General features: G+C 63.8%; 14 protein-coding genes. 5 read left to right on the top strand and 9 right to left on the bottom strand.

Annotated elements, in window-relative coordinates:
- The first annotated feature begins 101 nt into the window (after window positions 1-101).
- The 4 genes from IB279_RS24830 (at window position 102) to IB279_RS24815 (ending at window position 5,815) form a co-directional block, all read left to right on the top strand.
- Window positions 102-1,502 (top strand): VOC family protein, encoded by a 1,401-nt coding sequence (locus IB279_RS24830; protein ID WP_060586583.1) that lies wholly within the window; start codon window positions 102-104, stop codon window positions 1,500-1,502.
- A gap of 10 nt (window positions 1,503-1,512) precedes the next feature.
- Complete coding sequence (locus IB279_RS24825; RefSeq protein ID WP_192339904.1) at window positions 1,513-2,934, top strand: FAD-binding oxidoreductase; 1,422 nt, start codon at window positions 1,513-1,515, stop codon at window positions 2,932-2,934.
- An 89-nt stretch (window positions 2,935-3,023) separates the two neighbouring features.
- The gene (locus tag IB279_RS24820) at window positions 3,024-4,556 is read left to right on the top strand and encodes an aldehyde dehydrogenase family protein (RefSeq protein ID WP_034802987.1); all 1,533 of its coding nucleotides are present in this window, start codon (window positions 3,024-3,026) and stop codon (window positions 4,554-4,556) included.
- A gap of 26 nt (window positions 4,557-4,582) precedes the next feature.
- Window positions 4,583-5,815: a pyridoxal phosphate-dependent aminotransferase gene (locus IB279_RS24815; RefSeq protein WP_192339902.1), complete on the top strand. Its 1,233-nt coding sequence runs from the start codon at window positions 4,583-4,585 to the stop codon at window positions 5,813-5,815.
- A gap of 34 nt (window positions 5,816-5,849) precedes the next feature.
- Here IB279_RS24815 and IB279_RS24810 read toward each other — a convergent pair whose 3' ends face one another.
- Window positions 5,850-6,398 carry a cupin domain-containing protein gene (locus IB279_RS24810; RefSeq protein WP_034802993.1) on the bottom strand — a complete coding sequence of 183 codons (549 nt, stop codon included), beginning with the start codon at window positions 6,396-6,398 and terminating at the stop codon, window positions 5,850-5,852.
- A gap of 149 nt (window positions 6,399-6,547) precedes the next feature.
- Here IB279_RS24810 and IB279_RS24805 point away from each other — a divergent pair, with 149 nt between their 5' ends.
- Window positions 6,548-7,885, top strand: a complete 1,338-nt coding sequence (locus IB279_RS24805; RefSeq protein ID WP_034802996.1) for an aspartate aminotransferase family protein — start codon at window positions 6,548-6,550, stop codon at window positions 7,883-7,885.
- Between the two features lie 111 nt (window positions 7,886-7,996).
- Here IB279_RS24805 and IB279_RS24800 read toward each other — a convergent pair whose 3' ends face one another.
- From IB279_RS24800 to IB279_RS24765, 8 genes are all read right to left on the bottom strand, one after another.
- Window positions 7,997-9,262: a glycerate kinase gene (locus tag IB279_RS24800; protein WP_112771773.1), complete on the bottom strand. Its 1,266-nt coding sequence runs from the start codon at window positions 9,260-9,262 to the stop codon at window positions 7,997-7,999.
- 9 nt (window positions 9,263-9,271) lie between these two features.
- Complete coding sequence (locus IB279_RS24795; protein ID WP_112771699.1) at window positions 9,272-9,589, bottom strand: Dabb family protein; 318 nt, start codon at window positions 9,587-9,589, stop codon at window positions 9,272-9,274.
- A gap of 7 nt (window positions 9,590-9,596) precedes the next feature.
- Entirely contained in the window at window positions 9,597-11,252 is a 1,656-nt protein-coding gene (locus IB279_RS24790; RefSeq protein ID WP_112771698.1) for a GMC family oxidoreductase, read from the bottom strand.
- Window positions 11,253-11,356: 104 nt separating this feature from the next.
- Window positions 11,357-12,136 (bottom strand): 3-ketoacyl-ACP reductase, encoded by a 780-nt coding sequence (locus IB279_RS24785; protein ID WP_112771697.1) that lies wholly within the window; start codon window positions 12,134-12,136, stop codon window positions 11,357-11,359.
- Window positions 12,133-13,632: an FAD-dependent oxidoreductase gene (locus IB279_RS24780; protein WP_112771696.1), complete on the bottom strand. Its 1,500-nt coding sequence runs from the start codon at window positions 13,630-13,632 to the stop codon at window positions 12,133-12,135. The genes IB279_RS24785 and IB279_RS24780 overlap by 4 nt, the downstream gene beginning before the upstream one ends.
- A gap of 6 nt (window positions 13,633-13,638) precedes the next feature.
- A complete protein-coding gene (locus IB279_RS24775) occupies window positions 13,639-14,754 on the bottom strand; it encodes an ABC transporter ATP-binding protein (RefSeq protein ID WP_034803014.1) in 1,116 nt (371 codons plus the stop codon).
- Between the two features lie 4 nt (window positions 14,755-14,758).
- Window positions 14,759-15,640, bottom strand: a complete 882-nt coding sequence (locus tag IB279_RS24770) for a carbohydrate ABC transporter permease (RefSeq protein ID WP_034803016.1) — start codon at window positions 15,638-15,640, stop codon at window positions 14,759-14,761.
- Window positions 15,640-16,518: a carbohydrate ABC transporter permease gene (locus tag IB279_RS24765; protein ID WP_060521497.1), complete on the bottom strand. Its 879-nt coding sequence runs from the start codon at window positions 16,516-16,518 to the stop codon at window positions 15,640-15,642. The genes IB279_RS24770 and IB279_RS24765 overlap by 1 nt, the downstream gene beginning before the upstream one ends.
- Window positions 16,519-16,608: the final 90 nt, after the last annotated feature.

Here is a 16,608-nt window from a genome sequence, read left to right as displayed (position 1 = left end):
TCAACATAGTCAGAAGCAACGCGATCAATGGCCAGTTCGATCGGATATGATCCGAAATGAGAATGACCTTGTCCTTCACCCATAGCGCGAGGCGAGCCCCAGTGAAAGAGAATAGTTTCGTATCCGCCGACGACATCCGCTCGGCCTTTTCCGCAGCCATGTCGGTCATGTACCGCGAAGAGGTGCCGGCCTACGGCACGCTGATGGAGCTGGTCGCCAAGGTCAACGACGATACGCTCGCCGCCGACCCCAAGCTGAAGGAGCGCCTCGACGCGACGGATTCGCTCGACCGCATCTCCGAGGAGCGCCACGGCGCGATTCGGCTCGGCACCCCCGCCGAACTCGCTATGATGCGCCGCGTCTTTGCCGTCATGGGCATGTACCCGGTCGGCTACTACGATCTCTCGACCGCTGGCGTTCCCGTGCATTCGACCGCCTTCCGCCCGGTCGGCGACGCCGCGTTGAAGCGTAATCCGTTCCGCGTCTTCACCTCGCTGCTCCGTCTCGACCTCATCGCCGATGAAGCGCTGCGTGCCGAAGCCGAAGTTATTCTGGCCGCGCGCCAGATCTTCACCGCCGGCGCCGTCGAACTCACGGAAAAGGCCGAGCGCGACGGCGGTCTCGACAAGGTGGATGCAGAGCGCTTCGTCTCGGAAGTGCTCGAAACATTTCGTTGGCACGACAAGGCCAATGTCAGCCCCGACATGTACAAGCGCCTGCATGACGCCCATCGCCTGATCGCCGACGTCGTCTCCTTCAAGGGCCCCCACATCAACCACCTGACGCCGCGCACGCTCGACATCGACAAGGTGCAGGCGCTGATGCCGGCATACGCGATTGCCCCGAAGGCCGTCGTCGAGGGGCCGCCGACCCGCAAGTGCCCGATCCTGTTGCGCCAGACCTCGTTCAAGGCGCTCGAAGAGCCGGTTTCCTTCAAGGATGCCGACGGCACCTGGAAGGAAGGCTCGCACACCGCCCGCTTCGGCGAGATCGAACAGCGCGGCATCGCGCTGACACCCAAGGGCCGCGCGCTTTACGACGAACTGCTCGACGCCTCGCGCAAGATCGTCCGCCCGGCGGCCGACGGTTCCAACGCGCGCGAATACGAAGCGGCACTTGCCGGGGCTTTCGAGCCTTTCCCGGACACCTGGGCAGGCATCCGCGAAGCCGGGCTCGGCTACTTCAGCTATTCGCTGACGGAAAAAGGCCGCAAGGCCGGCGTCTCCAGCAAGCACGACATCGAAGCGTTGATCGCCGCTGGCCTCGTCCAGTTCGACGCGATCGTCTATGAAGACTTCCTGCCGGTCAGCGCCGCTGGCATCTTCCAGTCGAACCTCGGCGACGGGGCGCAGCAGGATTTCGTCGCCAGCCCGAACCAGAAGCGCTTCGAGGCCGATCTCGGTGCGACCGTGCTCAACGAGTTCGATCACTATGCCGGTATCGAGCAGGCTTCGATCGAAAGCTGCATTCAGGCCTTGACCGGCGCCATCGCTGCGGAATGATGCTTCCCTGATGATCGACCAACTGCACATCGACGCGCTCACCGACATCCTTGGAGACAAGGGTGTCGTCACGCGTCCGGAAGACCTGGAAGCCTACGAGACCGGCGCGCGCTATGATCGCGGCCGGACGCCGCTCGTGCTGCGGCCGGCGACGACCGAAGAGGTTTCCGCCGCTGTCGCCTATTGCGTCACCAACGGCATCGCGATGATCCCGCAGTCCGGCAACACCGGCCTCGTCTCCGGCTCGACGCCGGATCAGTCGGGCGACGAAGCCATCCTCAGCCTCGACCGGCTGACAAAACGCTTCGAACTCGACCTCGACAACCGCTCGGTTCGGCTCGACGCCGGCTTCCGGCTGTCCGATCTCAACCGGCGGCTGGAAGAGCACGGCCTGTTCTTCCCGATCGATCTCGGCGCCGACCCGCGCATCGGCGGCATGATCGCCACCAATACCGGCGGCTCACGCTTCCTGAAATACGGCGACGTGCGCCGAAACACGCTCGGCCTCAAGGTGGTGCTGGCCGACGCGGACGGCACCGTGCTCGACCTGCAATGCGACTTGCGCAAGAACAACACCGGCGTTGACTGGAAGCAGATCTTCGTCGGCACCTCGGGCGCCTTCGGCATCGTCACCGAATGCGTGCTCAACCTCGAGCGCCTGCCGCAGCAGACGGCAACGGCACTGCTGGTTCCGGCGAGCGGCGCCCATGTGATGCCGCTGCTGCGCGCCATGGAAGAACGCCTCGGCGCCTACCTTTCGGCCTTCGAGGGCATGTCGAGCAATGCCGTCAAGGCAGCCTTTGCCCACGTGCCGTCGCTGAAAAACCCGTTCCAGGCTGGCCAAGTCCCCGACTACGTCATTCTCGCCGAGATCAGCCGCACCTGGGCACCGCGCGAAGGCGAACAGTCGCTCGACGCCGTGCTGGAAACGGCGCTGGCCGAAATCTGGGAGACGGAGGAGGCACCGCTCGCCGACGCCTTCGTCGGCCCGCCGCACGAAATCTGGGCCCTACGCCACGCGCTGTCTGAGGGCGTCAAGCACCTGGGCAAGCTGATCGCCTTCGATGTCTCCTTCCGCCGGGGTGACATCATGGCCTTCTGCGACCATATGAAGGCCGAAATGCCCTCGAAATTCCCCGACGTGACCGTCTGCGATTTCGGCCATATCGGCGACGGTGGCGTGCACTTCAACCTCGTCGTGCCGAAGAACAGCGACCTTCTCAAGGACGAGACTTTCGAACCCCGGCTACGCGAATGGGTTTTCGCCGTCGCCGTCGAGGAATATCACGGCAGCTTCAGCGCGGAACATGCGATCGGCCGCCGCAATCAGGCCTATTACGACTTTTATACACCAGACAAACTCAAGGACATGGCCGCGGGCCTGAAGACGCTGACCTCGCCGGGAAAGCTCGGCAGTGTGCGTTTCGGATAGGCCAGAGCGGAATGAGGAAAGTGTGTGCGGTCTTCCGCCGACATTTCGCTCCAACGAATGATCTAAACCAATAAAACGGGAGTCAGACCATGAACATCGCAACCAAGAAAGTCGACGTGACCAAGGAAGCCGCGGCGCTTCTCGAAAAGATGGGCGTCGCCAAGGAACTCTACACCGGCGGCGACATGCCGTCCTATAGCCCGGTCACCGGCGAGAAGATCGCGGCCCTCAAGACGGTTTCGGCCGCTGAAGCCGCCGCCAAGATCGACCAGGCGCATGAAGCCTTCAAGGCCTGGCGCCTGGTTCCCGCCCCGAAGCGCGGCGAACTGATCCGCCTGCTCGGCGAAGAACTGCGCGCCTTCAAGGCAGACCTCGGCCGCCTGGTTTCGATCGAAGCCGGCAAGATCACCTCCGAAGGCCTCGGCGAAGTGCAGGAAATGATCGACATCTGCGATTTCGCAGTCGGCCTTTCCCGCCAGCTCTATGGCCTGACGATCGCCACCGAGCGTCCCGGCCACCGCATGATGGAAACCTGGCACCCGCTTGGTGTCGTCGGCGTCATCTCCGCCTTCAACTTCCCGGTCGCCGTCTGGTCGTGGAACACCGCACTGGCGCTCGTCTGCGGCAACTCCGTCGTCTGGAAGCCGTCGGAAAAGACCCCGCTCACGGCGCTTGCCTCGCAGGCGATCTTCGAGCGCGCGCTCGCCCGCTTTGGCGATGCGCCGGAAGGCCTGTCGCAGGTCCTGATCGGTGACCGCACCGTCGGTGAAGTTCTCGTCGACAACCCCAAGGTTCCGCTCGTATCGGCCACCGGCTCGACCCGCATGGGCCGCGACGTCGGTCCGCGCCTCGCCAAGCGCTTTGCCCGCGCCATCCTCGAGCTCGGCGGCAACAATGCCGGCATCGTCTGCCCGTCGGCCGATCTCGACATGGCGCTGCGCGCCATCGCCTTCGGCGCCATGGGCACCGCCGGCCAGCGTTGCACCACCATGCGCCGCCTGTTCGTGCATGAAAGCGTCTACGACCAGCTCGTTCCGCGCCTGAAGAAGGCCTACGGTTCGGTCTCTGTCGGTAACCCGCTCGAAACCACCGCCCTCGTCGGCCCGCTCGTCGACAAGGCTGCCTTCGACGGCATGCAGAAGGCAATCGCCGAAGCCAAGTCGCATGGCGGCACCGTCACTGGCGGCGAGCGCGTCGAGCTCGGTTATGACAACGGCTACTACGCCAAGCCCGCTCTCGTCGAAATGCCCAAGCAGGCCGGACCGGTTCTCGAAGAAACCTTCGCGCCGATCCTCTACGTCATGAAGTACAGCGACTTCGACGCCGTCGTTGCCGACCACAATGCGGTCGCAGCCGGCCTGTCGTCCTCGATCTTCACCCGCGACATGCAGGAATCCGAGCGCTTCCTCGCCGTCGATGGCTCGGATTGCGGTATCGCCAACGTCAACATCGGCACCTCGGGCGCCGAAATCGGTGGCGCCTTCGGCGGTGAGAAGGAAACCGGCGGCGGCCGCGAATCCGGTTCGGACTCGTGGAAGGCCTACATGCGCCGCGCCACCAACACGGTGAACTATTCGAAGGCCCTGCCGCTGGCGCAGGGCGTGTCGTTCGACATCGAATAATCGGCGCACCCAGGTAGGTAGAGACCATGACCATCAACGCAACGGTCAAGGAGGCGGGCTTTGAGCCCGCCTCGCGGATCTCCTCGATCGGGGTGTCCGAAATCCTGAAGATCGGCGCTCGCGCGCAAGCGATGAAGCGCGAAGGCAAGCCGGTCATCATCCTCGGTGCGGGCGAACCGGATTTCGACACGCCCGACTTCGTCAAGGACGCCGCCTGCGAGGCGATCAAGCGCGGTGACACCAAGTACACCGCCCTCGACGGCACGCCGGAACTGAAGAAGGCGATCCGCGAAAAGTTCCAGCGTGAAAACGGCCTTGCCTACGAGCAGGACGAGATCACGGTTTCGACCGGCGCCAAGCAGATCCTGTTCAACGCCATGATGGCGTCGATCAATCCGGGCGACGAGGTGGTCATCCCGACGCCCTACTGGACCTCCTATTCGGATATCGTCCAGATCTGCGAAGGCAAGCCGGTTCTGATCCCCTGCGACGCCTCCTCCGGCTTCCGGCTGACCGCCGACAAGCTCGAGGCCGCAATCACGCCGAAGACGCGCTGGGTGCTTTTGAACTCGCCTTCGAACCCGTCGGGTGCCGCCTACAGCGCGAGCGACTACCGGCCGCTGCTCGACGTGCTCCTCAAGCATCCGCATGTGTGGCTGCTGGTCGACGACATGTACGAGCACATCGTCTATGACGGCTTCCGCTTCGTCACCCCGGCCCAGCTCGAGCCCCGCCTCAAGGACCGCACGCTCACGGTCAACGGCGTCTCCAAGGCCTATGCCATGACCGGCTGGCGCATCGGCTATGCCGGCGGTCCGCGCGACCTGATCAAGGCGATGGCTGTTGTCCAGAGCCAGGCGACCTCCTGCCCCTCCTCCGTCAGCCAGGCCGCTTCGGTTGCCGCGCTGACTGGTCCGCAGGAGTTCCTGAAGGAACGGACCGCCAGCTTCCAGCGCCGCCGCGATCTCGTCGTTACTGGCCTCAATGCCATCGACGGCCTCGATTGCCGCGTCCCGGAAGGTGCCTTCTACACCTTCTCCGGCTGCGCCGGCATGCTCGGCAAGGTCACGCCCTCGGGCAAGGTAATCGCAACGGATACGGACTTCTGCGCCTACCTCCTCGACGACGCCCACGTCGCCGTTGTTCCGGGCTCGGCCTTCGGTCTCTCGCCGTTCTTCCGCATTTCCTATGCGACCTCGGAAGCGGAATTGAAGGAAGCGCTCAAACGCATCGCCGACGCCTGCGCTCGGCTTTCTTGACGAACTCCGGACGGCGCCTCGGCGCCGTCCGCTCCTAGAACGTCGGCGGCGTGCAGGCGCTGATCACTTCGCAAGGCACCGGCCCGACGCAGCGGAAACGATGCGGCCGCCGGCTTTCAAAATAATAGGCATCCCCCGGTCCCAGGATCCGCCGCTCATCGTCGACGGTGACCTCGATACGGCCCGACAACACGATGCCCCCTTCCTCGCCGTCATGCACCAGCGGTACCTTCCCCGTGTCGGCGCCCGGCTGATAGACCTCTTTCAGGATCTGCAGGCTGCGGCCGAAGAGGTTTTCGCCGATCTGCCGGTAGGAAATCGGCCCCTTGCCGATCTCGACCAGTTCCTCCGCCGCATAGAACGCCTTGCGCGGTCGTTCCGGCTCGAAGGAGAAGAATTCCGCAAGCCCGATTGGAATGCCGTCGAGAATACGCTTCAGCGCACCGACGGAAGGATTGGAGGCGTTCGACTCGATCAGCGAGATCGTCGAATTGGTGACGCCGGCGCGCTTGGCCAGTTCGCGCTGCGACAGATTGTGCATCAGGCGGAGATGACGAAGCCGGCTTCCGATATCGACGGTCATATGATCCGAACCCTTGGTGTTCAGGTTGTTCGAAATAGCGCAAACACGCTACAACGGTACAATAAATTTCAATGACTTAACTGAGAGCAGAAAAGGACTTGTTTGGCAAATCAAATCATGGCGTCAATCGCCGAACTCAGGAGGATGCCATGAACCAGCACACCAAACCCAACGCCCCCGTTCTCGACAGCTATTGGATGCCGTTTACCGCCAACCGGCAGTTCAAGCAGGCTCCGCGCCTGCTCGCGTCCGCCGAGGGCATGCACTACACCAGCACCGACGGCCGCACGATCCTCGACGGCACTGCCGGGCTCTGGTGCGTCAACGCTGGCCATGGCCGCCGTCAGATCGCGTCTGCCGTCGAGCGCCAGCTGTCGACGATGGATTTTGCGCCCTCGTTCCAGATGGGCCATCCGATTGCCTTCGATTTTGCCGAGCGCCTCGCCGAAATCGCGCCGGGTCCGGAAGGCCAGAAGCTCGACCGCGTCTTCTTCACCGGTTCGGGTTCTGAATCGGTCGACACGGCCCTGAAGATGGCGATCGCCTATCAGCGCGCGATCGGCCAGGGCACCCGCACGCGCCTGATCGGCCGAGAACGCGGCTATCACGGTGTCGGCTTCGGCGGCATTTCGGTCGGTGGCATCCTCAACAACCGCCGCGTCTTCCCGCAGCTTCCTGGCTCCGACCACCTGCGCCACACGCATGACCCCGCGAAGAACGCCTTCGTCAAGGGCCAGCCGGAACACGGCGCCGAGCTTGCCGACGATCTCGAGCGGCTGGTGGCGCTGCATGGCGCCGAAACCATCGCCGCCTGCATCGTCGAGCCGGTCGCCGGCTCAACCGGCGTGCTGATCCCGCCGAAGGGATATCTTGAGCGTCTGCGCGCCATCTGCGACAAGCACGGCATCCTGTTGATCTTCGACGAAGTCATCACCGGCTTCGGACGCCTCGGCGCCGCCTTTGCCACCGACTTCTTCGGTGTAACCCCGGATATGGTGACGGCGGCCAAGGGTCTCACCAACGGTGCGATCCCGATGGGCGCGGTCTTTGCCAGCCGCAAGGTGCATGACGCGCTGATGCATGGGCCCGAAAACGCGATCGAGCTCTTCCACGGCTACACCTATTCCGGCCATCCGGCCGCCTGCGCTGCCGGTATCGCCACGCTCGACATCTACCGCGACGAGGGCCTCATGACCCGCGCCGTCGAGCTGCAGGACGCCTGGCACGACGCCATGCACTCGCTGAAGGGCCTGCCTCATGTCATCGACATCCGCACGATCGGCCTGATCGCCGGCATCGAGTTGCAGTCGCGCGACGGCGCAATCGGCGCCCGCGCCTACGACGTCTTCGTCGATTGCTTCGAGAAGGGCCTGCTGATCCGCGTCACCGGCGACATCATAGCCTTCTCGCCGCCACTGATCGCCGAAGAGAAACATTTTGGCGAGATCGTCTCGATCCTCGGCGATGCGCTGAAGCGCGCCAAGTAAGCCCAAGCGACGCACGACAAGGCAACGCCGCCGCCGAAGATCTCGGCGGCGGCGTCTGCATTTCGATTGCACACCTGAATCCGGCTAACGTCTCTACGCGCGAGGCGCGTCCTAACGAATCAACAGCGCCCGGAAATCGTTGACATTGGTTCCGGTCGGTCCGGGCACGAAGAGATCGCCGCTCACGTCAAAGGCCGACCAGGCGTCGTGCCGGGTAAGATGTAGACGTGGATCGATGCCAGCCGCCCGCATGCGGGCAATGCTCTGCCCATTTGCAAAGGCACCGGCATTGTCTTCGGAGCCGTCGATGCCGTCCGTATCGGCGGCAAGCGCATCGATCCCCGACACGCCGTCGATATCGAGCGCCAGCGACAACAGGAACTCGCTGTTGCGCCCGCCCTTGCCGTAGTCCTTGCCCGAAATCGTCACCGTCGTCTCACCACCGGAAAGCAGTACGACCGGCTTGCCAAACGGCCGGTCTCTCAGCGCCACTTCGCGGGCAAGCGCTGCATGCATGCGACCGATATCGCGCGCTTCACCCTCGATCGCGTCCGAGAGTATATGCGCCTCGATGCCGAGTTCGCGCGCCTTGGCCGCCGCCGCTTCGAGCGAAACGCTTGCCGAAGCAACGACGTGACACTCATGCGCGGCAAACCGCGGATTGTCCGGATCGGGCGCTGCAGCGGCCTCCGAGCGCAGATGCGTCACCACTTGGTCGGGAAGTTCCATGCGATAGCGGGCAACGATCTCCAGCGCCTCGGCCGCCATGCTGCGATCCGGAACGGTCGGCCCCGAAGCGACGAAGGCCGGGTTGTCGCCGGGTACGTCCGAAACGACCAGACTAACGACACGCGCCGGAAAGGCGGCTGCAGCGAGCCGCCCGCCCTTTATCCGCGACACGTGCTTGCGAACGACGTTCATAGCCGAGATCGGCGCGCCGGAGGCAAGCAGGGCCTTGTTGACGGCGATCTCGTCGGCGAGCGTCAAACCCTCAGGCGGCGCCGGGAGCAGGGCCGAGCCGCCACCGGAAATCAGCGCGATGACCAGATCGTCCGCCGTCAAACCGGCCACGGCCTTCAGCAAGGCATCCGAGGCAGCAAGCCCCGCCTCATCCGGCACCGGATGAGCCGACTGCAGCACAGTGATCGTCTCACACTGTTCGATCGGTCCATGACGGGCGACGACCGTTCCGGAGAAGGGATGCTTCCAGAGCTTCTCGAAGGCGGCGGCCATCTGGCTTGCCGCCTTTCCCGCGCCGACGACCACCGTCCGCCCTTTCGGCGGGGCGGGCAGATGCGCCTTGATCGCCTCATAGGGATCGGCGGCTCGAACGGCCGCCTCGAAGAGCTCTGTCAGGAAGGGGCGCGCTGCGATCATCGCTGCCACTCAGCCGGCGATTTCGAGATCGTAGACGAGGATGCCGGCAATACCGCCCTCGGCCGCAGCAACGATCTTGGCGCCGGTCTTGCGGTGCTCCTCGTCTTCCAGATAGGCATCGCGCGCCGCCGCGTCAGTGAAGTCGACGATGAAGCCTTCGGCAAAGCCCTTGTCCATGCCCACTTCCGGGCTGGCATTGGCGCCGATATGGGCGGCAAGAAATCCCTGTAGCCGGGCCTTCAGCGCGGCAATCTCCCCGAAGATCACCGCCTTCTCCTCGCTGGAGATTTCGGGGCGGAAGCGAATGAAGACACAATGGCGGATCATGGGGACCTCAACGGATATCGGCGCGGGCGCGCGGGCGGCTGTCGTTGCGTTCGTGGGCGAAGATCGCCGGCGGCAGGGGCTGGCGCTCGCGGATGATGTCGGCGCCCTTCTCCCCCATCATGATCGTCGGCCCGTTGGTGTTGCAAGAGGGAACGCGCGGCATCACCGAGCTGTCGCAGACGCGCAGGCCTTCAAGGCCACGCACCTTGAGATCGAGCCCGACCACCGCCATCGCGTCCGTGCCCATCTTGCAGGTGCCGACGGGGTGATGGTCGGTCTTGGCGTTGGCGCAGCCGTAGTCGAAGAACTGCTCGTCGCTGACGACCGAATTGCCCGGCAGGCGCTCCGCCAGCACGAAGGGCTTTAGCGCCGCCTGCTGCATGATCTCGCGGGCGATCTTCAGGCCTTCGATCGACATCCTGCGATCATGCGGATCCTCCCAGTAGTTGGGATCGATCAGCGGCGCTGCCGCCGGATCGGAGGAGGAAAGCCGCACCGTTCCGCGCGAGCGCGGATGCAGATAGGCGGAGTTCAGCGTCACGCCGGCATTCTTCAGCTTTTCGACGCCCGCCTCGATGCCCGAGCCGAGACCGAGATGGAACTGGATATCGGGCGAGCGGGCGTTCGGATCGGCATACCAGAAGCCACCGGTCTCAAACAGCGACGACGCCACCGGGCCCGAGCGGAAGAGTACATATTGCAGGCCGGCCCATAGCGTACGATGGAGTTTTGCGACGCCGTCATACGTGTGGTCGCCGGTGCATTCGGAAATGACAAAGAGATCGAGGTGATCCTGCAGGTTGCCGCCGACACCCGGTAGGTCATGTTTTACCGCGACACCCACCGATTTCAGGTGATCGGCAGGCCCAATGCCGGACTGCAACAAGAGCTTGGGCGAACCGATGGCGCCGGAAGTTACCAGCACCTCACGCTCCGCCCGGATGATCTCGCTGCCCTTGCCGGTGACGACTTCGACGCCGACGGCACGTGTACCCTCAAGCACGATCCGCGCCACGCGCGCGCCGGTGCGAACCGTCAGATTGCGGCGATCCTTGATCGGCGAAAGATAGGCAAGCGATGCGCTCGAGCGGCGGCGATTGCGCTGGGTGAGTTGATAGAAGCCGACGCCCGCCTGCTGGCGACCGTTGAAATCATGATTGTAGGGAATGCCGAGCTCCTGACCGGCGCGGATATAGGCGTCGCAGATCGGCAGCGCCGCCGTAGGCATCGAGACACCGAGCGGGCCGCCATAGGCGTGATAGTCGTCGGCAAAGCGCTGGTTGTCTTCTGAGCGCTTGAAATAGGGAAGCACGCTGCGATAGTCCCAGCCGGTGCAGCCGTCTTCGGACGCCCAGAGGTCGTAGTCGGCGGCGTTGCCGCGGGTATAGAGCTGGGCATTGATCGACGAGCCACCACCGATGACCTTGGCCTGGGTATAGCGTAGCACCCTGCCCTTCATGTGCTTCTGCGGCACGGTCTCCCAGCCCCAGCTGGCAACGCCCTTGGTCATCTTGGCAAAACCGGCCGGCATGTGAAACAGCGGATTCCAGTCGCCGCCACCGGCCTCCAGCAAAAGGACACGGACCGATGGATCCTCGGAGAGGCGACTGGCGAGAACGCAGCCGGCCGGGCCGGCGCCGGTGATGATGTAGTCGTAGCTCATTCCCTGTCTTCCCTCCGCCGTCACCAATTTGGAACGTTCCAAATTTTCGACGTGTTCAATTCAAACCCTGCCCGCTTGCGAGCCTCAAAAATCCTGCGCGTTTCCTAGAGACGGCCGATCGAAAGCCCGCCATCCGCCTGGATGACCGAGCCGGTGGCAAAGGCGAATTTGCCGCCGGCAAGCCCGGCCGCGATATTGCCGATGTCATCGGGCTCGCCCCAGCGCCGCATCGGCACCAGCCCGCCGTCAATCAAGCCATCATATTTCGCCGAGACGCCGGCGGTCATGTCGGAGCGGATGATACCCGGCCGGATCTCGAAAACCGAGATGCCGGTATTGGCAAGCCTGAGCGCCAGCCCCTGGCTGAAGGCGGCAAGGCCGGCCTTGGTCATGCAATAGTCGAGCCGCTCGGGCGACGTCATCGTTGCCGAAACCGAGGTGATGTTGATGATCGACCGCGGTGCTACATCAGCCGGATCCGTCAGCATCGAGACGAGCACGGCCTGGGTGAAGAACACCGTTCCCCGCAGGTTGGTGGCGACGATCGTGTCGAAATTTTCCGGCAGCAGATCGAGGAAATCACCCCGCATCACCGAGGCGATGCCGGCATTGTTGACGAGGCAGCGGATCGGACCGAGCTCGGCGCGAACACGCTCGACAGTCGCCGCATGGCCGCTGATATCGGCAAGGTTCGCTTCGATGTAGATCGCCCGGCCGTGGTCGCCGGAAAGTTCCGACAGCGTCTGGGCGGTCGTCGCGTCCGCCGCACCGAGGCCGGTGAGCGCAATATCGAAGCCCTCGCGGGCGAGCGCACAGGCGACGCCGAGACCGATGCCGCGGCGGCCGCCGGTGACGATGGCGACGGGGCGCGTCGATGACGTCATGATCGAAACTCCCTAGTGGCGATATGGTCGGCGACCCTGAGCGCCTGGGCGGCAACGGTTAGCGCCGGATTGACGGCCGCCGATGTCGGCAGGAAGCTCGCGTCGACGACGAAGAGGTTCGGGTGGTCGTAGGCGCGACAGTAGGTGTCGAGCGGCGCATGCTTCGGGTCTTTGCCCATCCGCACCGTGCCGCACTGGTGTGACGGCGTGCGTTTGTCGAAAGCCTGGGACAGCACGATCGGATAACCGGCTGCCTTGAAATGCGCGCGCATCTTCGCTTCGAGCCCGGACAGCGCCTCCATGTTCGAGCGTCGCCACTGCATGATGATGCCGTTGCCGTCGACCATGATGCGGCTTTCCGGGTTCGGCAGGTCCTCCGTCATCATGTACCAGTCGACCGCATGGCCGGCCATGAAATCGAAGGCAAGCCGCGGCGCCCAGACGGGCGCATTGGCCTTGAGGATGTCGCCGTTGATCTTGCCGAGCAGCTGGACGTTGCCGAGCGGCAGGCCATCCCTGCCGCCGGTGATGTAATAGTCGTTCAGCATCAGCGTCTTCTGGTAGATGCTGTCGTTGCGCTTGAACGGGTTGATTGCCAGCATGGCGCTGCAATTGTGGTTCATGAAGTTGCGGCCGACCTGGTCGGAGGCGTTGGCGAGCCCCTTGCCGTCGCCGGAACGCAAGAGGATGGCGGCCGAATTGATCGCGCCCGCCGACAGGATTACCAGCTTCGGCGACAGCTTCTTCTTCTCGCCCCTGTGGGTGTAGTGGATCGCCTCGATCCGGCCGCCGGGTCCCGCCTCCAGCGTGTCGACATGCGCCGAGGTGATCAGCTCGATATTGGGATCCTTCAGTGCGGAAGCGAGCGATGCGGTTTCAGCGTCCATCTTGCCGTTGCCGGTGTTCGGAAACCCGTCCCAGGGCGTGCGCCCGCCGGCAAGCCAGGCGTCGATGTCGACGCCGAGCGGCAGCGTTGCCGGATTGAGCCCCTGCGCCTTCAGCTCTGCACGGGCCCGCGCAATCGCCGGCTCGTCCGGCACCGGGCCGAAAGTGTAAGGCGAGCTGTGGAACGGCTCCGTCGGGTCGTCGCCCAATTCGCCGCGCACCTCGAACAGCTGCTCGGCCTTGCCGTACCAGGGCTCCAGCTCCTCGTAAGGAAAAGGCCACGCCGGCGAAACGCCGCCGAGATGCTGCATCTCGGTGAAATCTTCGGCCCGGTAGCGCAGGAGCACCGCACCGAAGAGCTTGGAATTGCCGCCGACGAAGTAGAAGTTTCCGGGGTTGAACTCGGTGCCGTCGGGTTCGCGCCACATCTCCCTCGGGCGGAAGTGGCCCTTGACGAAGATCGAGCTGTAGCTGCGCGCCTCCGGCGTATCGGGCAGGCGCTCGCCGCGCTCGAAGATGGCGATGCGGGCACCGGAGCCGGCAAGCCCCGCCGCAAGCGTGGAGCCGCCGATCCCCGACCCGATAATGACGATGTCCGGCTGCTCCTGCATCGTTGACTACGCGATCCGCTGCTGGCTCTGCGGGTCGAAGAACACCGCCTTGTCGAGATTGAAGGCAAGGCGCGAGGTCTGCCCGGGCGCGATGCGGGCGTCGGCCCTGAGCCGGGCAACGATTTCCTTGCCGCCGAGACGGGTGACCGCAAAGGTATCGGAGCCGGCCGGCTCGACCACCTCGATCAGGCACTCGCCCTCGGCGACCACCTTGGCATTGCGGTCGGCGCCATCAGGATCGGTCAGCGCTTCCGGACGGATGCCGAAGACGACGTCCTTGCCGGCATAGGCAGACAGTGCGCCGTTGGCCTGAGGCACCGCAAGCTTCAGCGGTTCGGCATTCGGACGCGTCAGCGTGACCGCAATGTCGGAGCCGCTCTTTTCGATCCGCGCCGTCAGCAGGTTCATCGCCGGCGAGCCCATGAAGTCGGCGACGAACATGTTGGCCGGGTTGTTGTAGATCTCGGCCGGCGTCCCGAACTGCTGCAGCACGCCGTCCTTCAGCACCGCGATCTTGGTCGCCAGCGTCATCGCCTCGATCTGGTCGTGGGTCACGTAGACGATCGTCGTCTTCATGCGGTTGTGCAGCCGCTTGATTTCGGTGCGCATGTCGACGCGCAGCTTTGCGTCGAGGTTGGAGAGCGGCTCGTCGAACAGGAAGACCTGCGGGTTGCGCACCAGCGCCCGGCCCATGGCGACGCGCTGGCGCTGGCCGCCCGAGAGCTGGCTCGGCTTGCGATCGAGCAGATGGCCGATCTGCAGCATTTCCGAGACCTGCTTGATCGCCTTTTCGCGCTCCTCCTTCGGCACGCCGCGGATTTCCATGCCGAAGGCGATGTTTCCGGCAACCGTCATGTTCGGGTAGAGCGCGTAGGACTGGAACACCATGGCGATGTCGCGCTTCGAGGGATGCAGATCGGCAACCGAGCGGCCGTTGATGGCGATCTCGCCCGATGTGATCGGCTCCAGACCGGCAATGGTGTTGAGAAGTGTGGACTTGCCGCAGCCGGAGGGGCCGACCAGCACCAGGAAGCCGCCTTCTTCGATCTCCAGGTTGATATCCTTCAGGATCTCGAGCGAGCCATAGGATTTGCGCAGGTTGCTGATTTTCAAGAAAGACATGAGCTTATCCTTTCACGGCGCCCGACATCAGCCCGCGAACGAAGTAGCGGCCGGACACGATGTAGACGATGAGCGTTGGCAGGGCGGCGAGGATCGCGCCCGCGAAGTGGACGTTGTATTCCTTGACGCCTGTCGAGGACGAAACGAGGTTGTTCAGCGCGACCGTCATCGGCGTCGAATAGGGGCCTGAGAAGGACGCGCCGAACAGGAAGTCGTTCCAGATGTTGGTGAACTGCCAGATGACCGAGACGACGATGATCGGACCGGAGGACGGCAACAGGATGCGCCAGAAGATCTGGAAGAAGCTGGCGCCGTCGATCTGCGCTGCGCGCACCAGCTCGGTCGGGAACGCTTCGTAGTAGTTGCGGAAATAGAGCGTCGTGAAGCCGATGCCGTAGATCACATGGACGAAGATAAGGCCCCAGATCGAACCGGCTATCCCAAGGATGCCGAGGATGCGTGCCATCGGGATCAGCACGATCTGGAACGGGATGAAGCACGAGAGCAGCAGCATGCCGAAGAAGATGTTGGCACCGGGAAAGCGCCACTTCGTCAGCACATAGCCATTGAGTGCGCCGATGATCGTCGAGATTGCTACGGCCGGCACGACCATCAGGATCGAGTTGATGAAGAAGGGTTTGAGGCCGGTCGGCTGCACGCCGATCTGCGCCGTCGACCAGGCCTGAAGCCAGGGCTCGACCGTAAAGGTCTGCGGCAGGTTGAGCATGCCGCCCTGGCGGATCTCGTCGAGCGGCTTCACCGAGTTCACCAGCATGACGTAGAGCGGCAACAGCGAATAGAGCGCAAAGAGGATCAGCGCGGTGTAGATCAACGCGCGGGTGAGGCGGTTGTGCGAAATGATGTTGTCTGGGCTCGGAGCGCTCATCAGCGTCGTGCTCCCCGGATTTCGGAATAGAGATAGGGCACGATGATCGAGAAGATCATCACCAGCATGATGATCGCCGAGGACGCGCCGATGCCCATCTGGTTGCGGGTGAAGGTGTAGGAATACATGAAGGTCGCCGGCAGTTCGGTCGCCTGGCCGGGGCCGCCGCCGGTGAGCGCGATGATCAGGTCGTAGGCCTTGATCGCCAGATGCGCGAGCACCACGAATGCGGAAAGAAACACCGGCCGCATCAGGGGAATGATGATCCGGCGATAGATCGTCGAGGTCTTGGCGCCGTCGATCTGCGCTGCCTTGATGATCTCGTTGTCGACGCCGCGAAGGCCCGCAAGGAACATCGCCATGATGAAGCCGGTCGACTGCCAGACCGCGGCAATGACGACGCAGTAGATCGCGTAGTTGCGGTCCTTGATCCAGTTGAACGAGAAGCTCTCCCAGCCCCAGAGGTGCATGGTGTTCTCAAGGCCGATGCCGGGATCGAGGAACCACTTCCAGGCCGTTCCGGTCACGATGAACGAGAGTGCCATCGGGTAGAGGTAGATCGGCCGCAGGAAACCTTCGGCCCGGATCTTCTGGTCGAGCAGGATCGCGAGCCCAAGGCCGAGCACGGAGCAGATGGCGATATAGAGCGCGGCGAAGATCGCCAGGTTGCTCACCGCCCGCCACCAGTGCGGCAGCGCCCACAGCTTCGAATAATTGCTTAACCCGACGAAATTGTAGGACGGCAGCATCTTGCTGTCCGTCATCGACAGAAAGCCGGTATAGGCAATAAAGCCATAGACAAAGATCAGGACGATGAGGAAGCTCGGGGCAAGCACCAGCTTCGGTATCAGGTCCTGCAGGCGACTGCGGCTATCCATGAACGTTCACCACTTCTGGCGCGGCCGTCGGGAAATCCCTGATATCGGCATCCGCGCGAGGTTCTGGGTATCAAAGCGCCCCTCCCCGCG

Origin of the sequence: Ensifer sp. ENS06 (assembly GCF_014852205.1) — a bacterium.
GTDB classification, from domain to species: domain Bacteria; phylum Pseudomonadota; class Alphaproteobacteria; order Rhizobiales; family Rhizobiaceae; genus Ensifer; species Ensifer adhaerens.
The sequence above is the reverse complement of the archived record's forward strand: the minus strand, read 5'-3'. Positions and strand labels throughout refer to the sequence as shown.